The 11,675-nt window shown below is 70.6% G+C and carries 12 protein-coding genes; 4 read left to right on the plus strand and 8 right to left on the minus strand.

What is annotated here, in order from left to right:
- Positions 1-98: 98 nt before the first annotated feature.
- A complete protein-coding gene (locus EHO50_RS08315) occupies positions 99-1,451 on the minus strand; it encodes a class II 3-deoxy-7-phosphoheptulonate synthase (protein ID WP_128429216.1) in 1,353 nt (450 codons plus the stop codon).
- Between the two features lie 96 nt (positions 1,452-1,547).
- Here EHO50_RS08315 and EHO50_RS45965 point away from each other — a divergent pair, with 96 nt between their 5' ends.
- Together EHO50_RS45965 and EHO50_RS08325 are read left to right on the plus strand one after the other, a co-directional pair.
- Positions 1,548-1,604 (plus strand): trp operon leader peptide, encoded by a 57-nt coding sequence (locus EHO50_RS45965; protein ID WP_071528813.1) that lies wholly within the window; start codon positions 1,548-1,550, stop codon positions 1,602-1,604.
- 122 nt (positions 1,605-1,726) lie between these two features.
- On the plus strand, positions 1,727-3,607 hold the full coding sequence (locus EHO50_RS08325; RefSeq protein WP_128429217.1) for an anthranilate synthase family protein: 1,881 nt from the start codon (positions 1,727-1,729) through the stop codon (positions 3,605-3,607).
- A 61-nt stretch (positions 3,608-3,668) separates the two neighbouring features.
- Here the strand turns inward: EHO50_RS08325 and EHO50_RS08330 are convergent, their stop codons facing one another.
- The 4 genes from EHO50_RS08330 to EHO50_RS08345 all read right to left on the minus strand — a co-directional run bounded on the left by EHO50_RS08330 (position 3,669) and on the right by EHO50_RS08345 (position 7,565).
- Positions 3,669-4,697: a 6-phosphofructokinase gene (locus EHO50_RS08330; RefSeq protein ID WP_128429218.1), complete on the minus strand. Its 1,029-nt coding sequence runs from the start codon at positions 4,695-4,697 to the stop codon at positions 3,669-3,671.
- A 138-nt stretch (positions 4,698-4,835) separates the two neighbouring features.
- Positions 4,836-5,528, minus strand: coding sequence for a response regulator (locus EHO50_RS08335; protein ID WP_128429219.1), 693 nt, complete (start codon positions 5,526-5,528; stop codon positions 4,836-4,838).
- A complete protein-coding gene (gene macS / locus EHO50_RS08340) occupies positions 5,525-6,754 on the minus strand; it encodes a MacS family sensor histidine kinase (protein ID WP_128429220.1) in 1,230 nt (409 codons plus the stop codon). Before macS ends, EHO50_RS08335 begins: the two co-directional genes overlap by 4 nt.
- Before the next feature lie 46 nt (positions 6,755-6,800).
- Complete coding sequence (locus EHO50_RS08345; protein WP_128429276.1) at positions 6,801-7,565, minus strand: lysophospholipid acyltransferase family protein; 765 nt, start codon at positions 7,563-7,565, stop codon at positions 6,801-6,803.
- A 217-nt stretch (positions 7,566-7,782) separates the two neighbouring features.
- On the opposite strand from EHO50_RS08345, the gene EHO50_RS08350 reads away from it, so the two are divergent.
- Both EHO50_RS08350 and EHO50_RS08355 read left to right on the plus strand, forming a co-directional pair.
- Positions 7,783-8,562: an alpha/beta hydrolase gene (locus tag EHO50_RS08350; protein WP_128429221.1), complete on the plus strand. Its 780-nt coding sequence runs from the start codon at positions 7,783-7,785 to the stop codon at positions 8,560-8,562.
- Positions 8,555-9,208, plus strand: coding sequence for a hypothetical protein (locus tag EHO50_RS08355; protein ID WP_128429222.1), 654 nt, complete (start codon positions 8,555-8,557; stop codon positions 9,206-9,208). The genes EHO50_RS08350 and EHO50_RS08355 overlap by 8 nt, the downstream gene beginning before the upstream one ends.
- On the opposite strand, the gene EHO50_RS08360 is transcribed toward EHO50_RS08355, so the two are convergent.
- The 3 genes from EHO50_RS08360 to EHO50_RS08370 form a co-directional block, all read right to left on the minus strand.
- Positions 9,205-9,951, minus strand: a complete 747-nt coding sequence (locus EHO50_RS08360; protein WP_181449578.1) for an endonuclease/exonuclease/phosphatase family protein — start codon at positions 9,949-9,951, stop codon at positions 9,205-9,207. The genes EHO50_RS08355 and EHO50_RS08360 overlap by 4 nt on opposite strands.
- Before the next feature lie 128 nt (positions 9,952-10,079).
- Positions 10,080-11,033, minus strand: coding sequence for an ROK family glucokinase (locus tag EHO50_RS08365; RefSeq protein WP_128429224.1), 954 nt, complete (start codon positions 11,031-11,033; stop codon positions 10,080-10,082).
- Positions 11,034-11,145: 112 nt separating this feature from the next.
- Positions 11,146-11,631, minus strand: a complete 486-nt coding sequence (locus EHO50_RS08370; RefSeq protein ID WP_128429225.1) for a DUF5304 domain-containing protein — start codon at positions 11,629-11,631, stop codon at positions 11,146-11,148.
- Positions 11,632-11,675 lie beyond the last annotated feature (44 nt).

Genomic DNA, 11,675 nt, shown 5'->3' on the forward strand with positions numbered 1-11,675 from the left:
CAACCCTCCCCCGCCCCCCCGCACCCGTACGGGGGGGGGGGGGGGGGTCTCGTATGTGATCCGCGCCCCACCCCACACGCCGGTAACAACCGAACCGGCTACTGGTCCCTGTACATCTCCGCGACGAGGAAGGCCAGGTCGAGCGACTGGCTGCGGTTGAGCCGCGGGTCGCAGGCCGTCTCGTAGCGCTGGTGCAGATCGTCGACGAAGATCTCGTCGCCGCCGCCCACGCACTCGGTGACGTCGTCGCCGGTGAGCTCCACGTGGATGCCGCCCGGGTGGGTGCCCAGGGCCTTGTGGACCTCGAAGAAGCCCTTGACCTCGTCGAGCACGTCGTCGAAACGGCGGGTCTTGTGACCGGAGGCCGCCTCGAAGGTGTTGCCGTGCATCGGGTCGGTCACCCAGGCCACGGTCGCGCCCGAGGCGGTGACCTTCTCGACCAGCTCGGGGAGCTTGTCGCGGACCTTGTCGGCGCCCATGCGGACGATGAAGGTCAGCCGGCCCGGCTCACGGTCGGGGTCCAGGCGCTCGATGTACTGCAGCGCCTCCTCGGCCGTGGTGGTCGGGCCGAGCTTGATGCCGATCGGGTTGCGGATCTTCGACGCGAACTCGATGTGCGCGTGGTCCAGCTGCCGGGTGCGCTCACCGATCCACACCATGTGCGCCGAGACGTCGTACAGCTGCCCGGTGCGCGAGTCGACCCTGGTCAGGGCGGACTCGTAGTCGAGCAGCAGCGCCTCGTGCGAGGAGTAGAACTCGACGGTCTTGAACTCCTCCGGGTCGGCCCCGCAGGCGTGCATGAAGTTCAGCGCCTGGTCGATCTCGCGCGCGAGCTGCTCGTAGCGCTGGCCGGACGGGGACGACTTCACGAAGTCCTGGTTCCAGGCGTGCACCTGGCGCAGGTCGGCGTAGCCGCCGGTGGTGAAGGCGCGCACCAGGTTGAGCGTCGAGGCGGACGCGTTGTACATCCGCTTCAGGCGCTCGGGGTCCGGGACGCGGGCGGCCTCGTTGAAGTCGAAGCCGTTGACGGAGTCACCGCGGTACGTCGGTAGGGTCACGCCGTCGCGGGTCTCGGTGCCCTTGGAGCGCGGCTTGGAGTACTGGCCGGCGATACGGCCGACCTTCACGACCGGCACCGAGGCGGCGTACGTCAGCACGGCGCCCATCTGGAGGAGGGTCTTGAGCTTGTTGCGGATGTGGTCGGCGGACACCGCGTCGAAGGCCTCGGCGCAGTCGCCACCCTGGAGAAGGAACGCCTCTCCCTTGGCGACGGCCGCCATCCGGGCGCGCAGCTGGTCGCACTCGCCCGCGAAGACGAGCGGCGGATACGACTCGAGGTCCGCGATCACTGCGCGCAGAGCCTCGGTGTCGGGGTACTCGGGCTGCTGCGCCGCGGGCAGGTCTCGCCAGGTGTTGCCAGCACTCGCGCTGGTCTTAGCGTTCACGGTCACGACCTCAACATTACGGGGTCGTGTCGGGCGTCCTGCCCCATGCCCAGCAATTGAGACACCGGGTACACGACTCGGACATGGGGTAGGGTGCCTGGCATGTTCGCGCACTCGACCCAGAACTGGTGGTGGACCGCTCATCCGGCGGCCCACTGACTGCGCGTACGCAAGACTTCGCGAAGGCCGCCCGAGGGGCGGCCTTCGGTGTTTCCCGGGGTCGTTCCTCTCCTACTGAATCCACGGATCCCACCGAATCCACGGAGAAGGAGCACGGACCCATGAACCTGCTCGGCTTGCTGGACGATCCCCGCCCGTTCGCCCTGCTGCGCCGCCGCACCCCGGGCCACGATCACGAGACCGTGGAGGTCCTGATCGGCCCGGTCACTACCTACGACCGCCTGGCCGACCTCCCCGACGAGGGCCTGGCGCTCGTCCCCTTCCGGCAGATCCGCGAGCGCGGCTTCGACGTCCGCGACGACGGCACGCCACTGACGGTGCTGACGCCCGAGGAGTCGTACGACGTCCCGCTGCCCGAGGCTCTCGCACAGCTTCCGGCGCACGACGTGGCCGTCGAGGGCGGCGGCTTCGATGTCGCCGACGAGGAGTACGGCGAGATCGTCGGGCGCGTGCTGCGCGAGGAGATCGGGCGGGGCGAGGGCGCCAACTTCGTGATCCGGCGGACGTACGAGGGCGAGATCCCGGGGTTCGGACGGGCTGACGCGCTCGCGCTGTTCCGGCGGCTGCTCGAAGGCGAGCGGGGCGCGTACTGGACCTTCGTCGTGCACACCGGGGAGCGGACGCTGGTCGGGGCGAGCCCCGAGGTGCACGTGCGGATGTCCGGCGGGACGGTCGTCATGAACCCGATCAGCGGGACGTACCGCTATCCCGACGAGGGGCCGACGCCCGAGCATCTGCTCGGCTTCCTCGCCGACGGCAAGGAGATCGAGGAGCTGTCGATGGTCGTCGACGAGGAGCTCAAGATGATGTGCACCGTCGGCGACATGGGCGGGGTGGTCGTCGGGCCCCGGCTGAAGGAGATGGCGCACCTCGCGCACACCGAGTACGAGCTGCGCGGTAAGTCCTCGCTGGATGTGCGGGAGGTCCTGAAGGAGACCATGTTCGCGGCCACCGTCACCGGCTCGCCGGTGCAGAACGCCTGCCGGGTCATCGAGCGGCACGAGGTCGGTGGCCGTGGGTACTACGCCGGTGCGCTGGCCCTGATCGGCCGGGACTCCGGCGGGGCGCAGACCCTCGACTCCCCCATCCTCATCCGCACCGCCGACATCGACGCGAACGGACGGCTGCGGGTGCCGGTCGGCGCCACGCTCGTGCGCGGCTCGGACCCGGCGAGCGAGGTCGCGGAGACGCACGCGAAGGCGGCGGGAGTGCTGGCGGCTTTGGGGGTGCGGCCGTCGCGGCCGCGTGCGGAGCACACGCGCCCCGGGCTCGCCGACGACCCACGCGTGCGTGCCGCGCTCGACGGGCGCCGGGCCTCGCTGGCGCCCTTCTGGCTGCGGATGCAGGAGCGTTCCGAGGAGCTGACCGGTCACGCCCTGGTCGTCGACGGGGAGGACACCTTCACGGCGATGCTCGCGCACGTGCTGCGGTCGAGCGGGCTCGAGGTGACGGTCCGACGGTACGACGAGCCGGGGCTGCGGGAGGCGGTGGTCGTACACGAGGGCCCGGTGGTGCTGGGGCCCGGTCCCGGCGACCCGTCCGATCTGGAAGACCCCAAGATGCGGTTCCTGCGCGACCTCACCGCCGAGGTCGTCCGCAGCCATCGGCACGGTGTGCTCGGCGTCTGCCTCGGGCACGAGCTGATCGCGGCCGAGCTGGGGCTGGAGATCGTGCGCAAGGAGGTGCCGTACCAGGGGGCGCAGACGACGATCGACCTGTTCGGACGCTCGGAGACGGTCGGTTTCTACAACAGCTTCGTGGCGCGCTGCGACGACGAGGCCCTGCAGGAGCTCACCGCGCACGGCATCGAGGTCAGCCGGGCCGACAACCGGGAGGTGCATGCGATGCGCGGGCCGGGGTTCGCCGGCGTGCAGTTCCACCCCGAGTCGATCCTGACGCTGAACGGCGCCGCCGTCGTACGGGAGCTGGTGGCTCAGCTGCGCGGGACCAGCACGTTCTCGGAGCCGGGGCCTGCCCTGTAGTCGAGGAAGTTGTGCGCTGAGGGCGCCGCCGGCCGGCGGCGCCCTCAGCGGGTCGGTCGGGTCAGCCGAAGAAGACCCCGACCTCCTCGTACAGCTTCGGATCCACCGTCTTCAGCTTGGCCGTGGCGTCCGCGATCGGGACGCGGACGATGTCCGTGCCGCGCAGGGCGACCATCTTGCCGAAGTCGCCGTCGCGGACCGCCTCGATGGCGTGCAGTCCGAAGCGGGTGGCGAGCCAGCGGTCGAAGGCGCTGGGGGTGCCGCCGCGCTGGATGTGCCCGAGGACCGTCGTACGGGCTTCCTTGCCCGTCCGCCTCTCGATCTCCTTGGCCAGCCATTCGCCGACGCCGGACAGCCGGACGTGCCCGAAGGAGTCGAGCGACTCGTCCTTGAGGACCATGTCGCCGTCCTTGGGCATGGCACCCTCGGCGACGACCACGATCGGGGCGTACGACGCCTTGAAGCGTGAGGTGATCCAGGCGCAGACCTTGTCGACGTCGAAGCGCTGTTCGGGGATGAGGATGACGTTGGCGCCGCCGGCCAGCCCGGAGTGGATGGCGATCCAGCCGGCGTGACGGCCCATCACCTCGCAGACCAGGACGCGCATATGGGACTCGGCGGTGGTGTGCAGCCGGTCGATGGCCTCCGTCGCGATGCCGACGGCGGTGTCGAAGCCGAAGGTGTAGTCGGTGGCGGACAGGTCGTTGTCGATGGTCTTCGGGACGCCGACGCAGGGCACCCCGTACTCGTCGGAGAGGCGGGTGGCGACGCCGAGGGTGTCCTCGCCGCCGATGGCGATGAGCGCCTCGACCTCCTGCTTGGCGAGGTTCTCCTTGATGCGGCGGATGCCGTCCTCCTGCTTCAGCGGGTTGGTGCGCGAGGAGCCGAGGATGGTGCCGCCGCGGGGCAGGATGCCGCGTACGGCGGGGATGTCGAGACGGATCGTGTCGTTCTCGAGCGGACCTCGCCAGCCGTCCCGGAAGCCGACGAAGTCATAGCCGTACTCCTGCACGCCCTTACGGACGACGGCCCGGATGACGGCGTTGAGACCGGGGCAGTCGCCGCCTCCGGTCAGTACTCCGACCCGCATGGAAATGTCCCTTCGCCGCGGTTGCCTGGTGAGGCCACGCTAATGGTGAGCCAGGTCACAACGGGATGGGTCGGAACGGCAATTCCGGTGAAGTGCGGGGTGTTTGGTTTACGTGCCGTCAAACAGACGGCGTAAGGATCACTCGTCGTCGAGGCCGCGCTCTATCGCGTACCTCACCAGCTCCACCCGGTTGTGCAGCTGGAGCTTGCCGAGGGTGTTCTGTACGTGGTTCTGGACCGTGCGGTGGGAGATGACCAGGCGTTCGGCGATCTGCTTGTAGCTCAGGCCCTTGGCGACGAGCCGCAGCACCTCGGTCTCGCGCTCGGTGAGCTGCGGGGCCCCCGGCTGGTCGGCGTCCTGCGTGGCGGGTGCCGGTTCCGAGGCGAGGCGGCGGTACTCGCCGAGGACCAGGCCGGCCAGGCCCGGCGTGAACACCGGGTCGCCCACGGCGGTACGGCGCACCGCGTCGAGGAGTTCCTCCGTCGAGGCCGACTTCAGCAGATAGCCGGTGGCGCCCGACTTCACGGCCTCCAGGACGTCGGCGTGCTCGCCGCTCGCGGACAGGACGAGGACGCGCAGGGCCGGGTTGTGCCCGACGAGTTCCTTGCACACCTGGACGCCGGGCTTGGCGGGCAGGTTGAGGTCGAGCACGAGGACGTCGGGGGCGGCGGCCTTGGCGCGGCGTACGGCCTGGTCGCCGTCGCCCGCCGTGGCGACCACGTCGAAGCCGGACTCGGCCAGGTCGCGGGCGACCGCGTCGCGCCACATGGGGTGGTCGTCGACCACCATGACCTTGATCGTGCCCTGCTGCCCGCTCGCGGTGTCCGTCATCGCTGCTCCGCCTTCCCCCGTGAAGCGCTGCTGTCCTTCGGTACCTTCAGTTCCACTTCGGTGCCCTGCCCCGGCACCGAGATCAGCTCGGCGCTGCCGCCGAGGTCGCGCAGCCGCCCCCGGATCGACAGAGCGACTCCGAGCCGCCCCTCGCCCTCGGCCTGCGCGAGCCGGCCCTCGGGGATGCCGGGTCCGTCGTCCCGTACGGTGACGATCACCGCGTCGGGTTCGTCCTCGACCAGGATCCACGCGCGCGCGTGCTCCCCCGCGTGCTTACGGACGTTGTCCAGGGCGGCCCCGACGGCCGCGGCCAGTTCCCGCGCGGCGGCCGGGGCCAGCGGCACGGGCGCGCCGGGCTCGGCCAGGCTCACCATGGCGCCGGCGTACGGGGCGAGCAGCGCACGGAGATCGACGGGACCGCCGGCGTCGTCCGGCTCGTCCACGGCCAGTACGACGGCCCCCTCGGCGGCGTCCTCCGACACCCGCGAGACGGGTACGAGGCCGCCCGAGACCAGCGTGCGCAGCGCCACCTCCTGCTCGCCGGCCATCCGGCCCAGCTCGGCCGCCTCCCCGCCGATGACGGCGCCGCGCCGCTGCACCATCGCGAGCACCTGGAGCACGCCGTCGTGGATGTCCCGGGCGAGGCGCTCCCGCTCACGGGTGGCCGCCTCGATCTCCAGGGCCCGGGCGAGGGTGCGCTCGGAGGCGCGGGCGACCTCGACGACGTAGCCGATGGCGATGGAGGCGATCCAGACGAGCAGCACCATGTGGATGGTGTCGCGGGTGGGCACGCCGGAGCGTTCGACCAGGTTGGCGGCGGCAACCAGGGTGGAGGCGAAGGCGGCCCAGCGCCAGCCGCCCTTGATGGCGAACGCCAGCACGGCGCCCGCGGTCCATATCGACGGCAGGGTCGGGGCGCCGGCGTCGATCCGCTCGGGTGCCTCGGCGAGCCGGGTGAGCAGGATGCCGACCAGGGCGATGGTGAGGTCCACGGCGAGGAAGCGCTTGGTGCAGCTCGCGGCGTTCGCGACCCTGGGCAGGGTGGCCAGGGTCCAGACGGCCAGTACGGCGAAGTAGGCGATGGCCACCCAGGGGTGGGCGACCTCGTCGTGGGCGCTGATGAAGAGCCCGATCGCGTACACCATGGTCAGCACCCGGTAGCCGGCGAGCGCACGCCACAACGGCTGCTCGACGGACATCTTCATGACCCGCTCACGCTTGGCCATGCCCCCACCCCCCTTGTTTTCGGATCGCCCGCCCAGACTGCCCTGCCTAGGCCCCGGACCGCTCCTCGTCCGCCTTCTTCGTCTTCGTCGCCTGTTCCTTCTTCGCCTGTTCCTTCTTCGCCTGTTCCTTCTCGGCCTTCGCCGCCTCCGCGATCTGCCGCTTGGCGGCGGTCGCGTACATGTCGACGTACTCCTGGCCGGAGAGCTTCATGATCTCGTACATGACCTCGTCGGTCAGCGCGCGGAGCACGAAACGGTCGTGCTCCATGCCCTGGTACCGGCTGAAGTCCAGGGGCTTGCCGATCCGGATGCCCGGCCGCATGAGCTTGGGCATGACCTGGCCCGGCGGCTGGATCTTCTCCGTGTCGATCATGGCGACGGGAATGACCGGCGCCCCGGAGGCGAGCGCCACGCGCGCGAGGCCGCCGGGCTTGCCCCGGTAGAGCCGGCCGTCGGGCGAGCGCGTGCCCTCCGGATAGATGCCGAACAGCTCACCGCGCTCGAGGACCTCTATGCCGCTCTTGATGGCCGCCTCGCCCGCCCCGCGCGCACCGGAGCGGTCCACGGGCAGCTGGCCGACGCCCTTGAAGAACGCGGCCGTCATCCGGCCCTTGACGCCCGGGGTGGTGAAGTACTCGGCCTTCGCGATGAAGGTCACCTTGCGGTCGAGGACCGCGGGCAGGAAGAACGAGTCGGAGAAGGAGAGGTGGTTGCTCGCGAGGATCGCGGCGCCCTCGGTGGGAACGTTCTCCAGGCCTTCCACCCAGGGCCTGAAGGCGACCTTCAACGGTCCCCCGATGGCCACCTTCATCGCGCCGTACAACAACCGAGTGCCTCCTGTGTGTGTCGATCAGACCTTAACCCGGAGCACTGTCAAAGAGTCCGACGACCCTGGTCGGTGTCAGTGCGGTCGCGTACGGTGAAGGACACCTGGCTGTATTGATATGCGTCTGCGCCGCGCGGGTTCATGTCGTTCCTCTCTTCCATGTCCGTCATGTCCGTCCTTCTCATGAACAGGAGGCCGTAAGGTGCCGGTCCTTCCTGGAGCCGAGCCGTACCGCCACGAGGGCGGGGAGGTCGGGGTTCTGCTCTGCCACGGCTTCACCGGCTCCCCCCAGTCACTGCGCCCCTGGGCGGAGTATCTCGCCGAGCGCGGGCTCACCGTCTCGCTGCCGCTGCTGCCGGGCCACGGCACCCGCTGGGAGGACATGCAGCTCACCGGCTGGCAGGACTGGTACGCCGAGGTGGACCGCGAGCTGCGCCACCTCCGCGACCGCTGCGGGCGGATCTTCGTCGCCGGCCTGTCCATGGGCGGCGCCCTCGCGCTGCGGCTCGCCGCGAAGCACGGGGACGACGTCGCGGGCGTGCTGGTCGTCAACCCCGCGAACAAGGTGCACGGGCTGTCCGCGTACACCCTTCCGGTGTCCCGGCACTTCGTCCGTACGACGCGGGGCATCGCCAGTGACATCGCGAAAGAGGGCGGCGTCGAGCTCGCGTACGACCGGGTGCCGCTGCACGCGGCCCACTCCCTGCGGAGCTTCTTCCGTCTGGTCGACGGCGAGCTGCCGCAGGTCACCCAGCCGCTGCTGCTCCTGCGCAGCGCACAGGACCACACCGTGCCGTCGGCGGACTCGGCCCGTGTACTGAGTCGGGTCTCCTCGACGGACGTAACGGAGATCGTGCTGGAACAGAGCTATCACGTGGCGACGTTGGACCATGACGCGGACCGGATCTTCGAGGAGAGCCTCGGCTTCATCGACCGGCTCGCAACCGGCGTGGGCAAAGAAGGGACGACCGCACGTGGCTGAGCACGACTCCGACCGCGAGAGGCGCGAGGACCGCGACGATCGCGAGCCGGAAGAGCAGCACGTCCCGTTCGACGAGGACGCCGCCTGGGCCGCGATCGTCGCCGGGTACGGCGAGGAGCCGAAGGATCCGCCGGGCGCGAAGCCGTTCAAGTCGATCGAGGACCTGGCGCTGCTGGAGTCCGACACGAACGACGAGGCGAGCGGCGGGACGGACGGGGAGCCGAAGGGCGACAAGGGCGGCAAGGGCGAGAAGGCCAAGCAGGCCGACGAGCCCAGGGACGACCGGGAGGACAAGCCGGTCAAGTCGCTGGGTAGCTCCGTCTCCTTCGCCCCCGGCGTCGGCCCGCGCGACTACAGCGTGCCCGAGCCTTCCGAGGACGACTTCGACGGCGACGACGAGGGCCACTTCGTCCCGCCGGAGCCGCCGCCGCTGCCCGCCGCCGACGCGACCGCGAAGTTCGCCTGGCTCGCGGTGATCGGCGGGCCGATCCTGCTGCTGCTCGCCGTGCTGCTCAGCTGGGACATGACGTGGTGGCTGGCGACGCTCGGTATCGGCGGGTTCCTCGGTGGGTTCGCCACGCTGGTGATGCGGATGAAGACGGATGACGAGGACGGCGACGATCCGGGGCGGGGTGCCGTCGTCTAGGACGTAGGGATCTTGAGGGCGGCCAGGACCGGAAGGTGGTCCGTGGCCGCCCTCAGGTCTGTCTCCGTCACGCCGGCATGACCCAGGGGGACACCGCAGCCGAGTACCTCGATGCCCTTGGTGGCGAAGATCGCGTCGATACGCTGGTGCGGGTCGGCGGGGGTCGAGGTGTACTCGCTGCCCCAGGGGGTGGTGGCCCAGCAGTCCTGGAGGCCGGCGGCCATGCGCTGGAAGCTGCGGCCGCCGGGGCGCTCGTTCAGGTCGCCGCCCGCGATCGCGTGCTGCACCCCCATGCCGGCCAGCCGGTCGAGGAGCATGCCGCTCTGCTCGTACCGCTCGTCCTTCTGGAGGCTGAGGTGGCAGCTCAGCACGCCGAGCCGGGCGCCGCCGAAACGGACGACGGCCGTCGCGAACCCGCGGCGGTGCAGGCCCGGCGTCAGCGGCAGGAGTACGTCCTCCGTGTGCTCGACGGTGGCACGGAAGTTGCACAGGATCGCGGGGCCGGCCGCCGTGGCTCCACCGGTGAGGATGACGAGGTTCGCGGCGCGGGCCAGGCGGGCGAGTTTCTTGCGCCAGCGGAAGAAGCGGGGGGCTTCCTGGATGAGGACCAGGTCGGGATCGCAGGCGCTGATGACGCGGGCGAGGGCCGCTGTGTCGTCGCGCATGGAGCGGATGTTGTAGCTCAGGACCCTGATGACCGCGGAACCGTCGGGCTCCGTGCGGGAATTGGGGAGCGGCGCCATGTGGATCAATTTACGCCCAAAAGCTCGGGGCGCGAGGTTCGTTGGCGACTGCCGACTCGTCGTGGCTTGTCGCGCAGTTCCTCGCGCCCCTGGGTAGGCACAGTGGCCGCACCTCGAAAAGCAAGACCTCACATGATGGGGTCGGGCTCCCTTGCCAGGTCCGCCGCGCCGACCAAGCCCGCCTTGTTGCCCAGCTGGGCGGCGATGACGTCGGCCACCGGGCGCCAGTTGCCGCCCACCAGCCAGCGCTTGTAGGACTTGCGGATCGGGTCGAGGACCAGTTCGCCCTCGTCGGAGAGGCCGCCGCCGACGATGAAGGCGGACGGGTCGAAGAGGGAGGCCAGGTCGGCGAGGCCGGCGCCGGCCCAGCGCGCCAGCTCGCGGTAGGAGTCGACGGCGACCGGGTCGCCCTGGCGGGCGGCCATGGAGATGTGCTTGCCCTCGATGCCCTCGGGGCTGCCGTCACCCATGCCGAGCAGGATCTCGGCGTTCTCGGGGGTGGCGTTGGCGCGCTGCTTGGCGTATCTGACGAGGGCGCGCCCGGAGGCGTACTGCTCCCAGCAGCCCTGCGAGCCGCAGCCGCACATCAGGCCGTCGGGCACCATCCGGATGTGGCCGAACTCGGCGGCCACGCCGTAGTGCCCGCGGCGCAGCTTGTTGCCGATGATGATGCCGCCGCCGAGGCCGGTGCCGAGCGTGATGCAGATGACGTTGCGGTGGCCCTTGCCCGCGCCGAACTTGTACTCGCCCCACGCGGCCGCGTTGGCGTCGTTCTCGACGACGACCGGGAGGCCCACGCGGGCCTCGACCTTCGTCTTCAGCGGCTCGTTGCGCCAGTCGATGTTGGGAGCGAAGTAGACCTCGGAACGCTGACGGTTGACGTATCCGGCGGCACCGATGCCCACGCCGACGATCTCGTGCCCGGCGCGTGCGCCCTCCACCGCGGAGGCGATGGCGTCCACGATGCCCTCGGGCGTGCCCGGGGTCGGCACCTTGTGGGTCGAGAGGATGTTGCCTTCCTCATCGACCACGCCGGCCGCGATCTTCGTGCCGCCGATGTCGACGCCGATGGTGAGTCCCATGAATCCCTCAGTTTCGGTCGAGCCCCGCTACGGCCAACGGTACCCGAGGCCCTGCCGTCAGGGTCCCGTCGTCCGACCGGTGGGCAGCCCGGCTGAGGGGCGGTCGCGGGCCTCAGTCCAGGTCGATGCGTTCGCCGGGGCCGGAGTCGTCGCCCCGGTCGCGGCGCTCGTCGAGATCCTGGTCCCCGGTCGTCCAGCGCCGTTCCTGGGCCTGGACCGCGGAGCGGTAGGCGGCGAGGAGTTCGGTGCCCGCCGCGGCCAGGTGGTCGAAGACGTCCGGGTTGCGCTCGATGACGGGCTCGACGGCGGCCTTGGCCTGCTCCACGACCTGCTTGACCACCTGCTGGGCGGCGGGTCCGGCGACCGCGCCGAGCAGCGGGGACTGGAGGGTCGACAGCTTGTCCGCGACCGCGTCGACGAGCTTGCGCAGCTCCTCGGCGGCCGAGCCCGGCGGCGGGCCGTACTCGGCGCGGCGGCGGGCCTTCTCCGCGGCGAGGTCCTCGGCGCACGCCGTCGACCAGGCGTCGGCGTCGGTCGCCCGTACCTCGTCGACAGCCTCATCCTCACCGGCGTCGGACGGGGGGAGCTCTTCGCTCATGACGGACTCCTGACTACGGTTCGTCTCTACGACGTTACCCGAAC

Source organism: Streptomyces cyaneus (assembly GCF_004028635.1).
GTDB classification, from domain to species: domain Bacteria; phylum Actinomycetota; class Actinomycetes; order Streptomycetales; family Streptomycetaceae; genus Streptomyces; species Streptomyces cyaneus.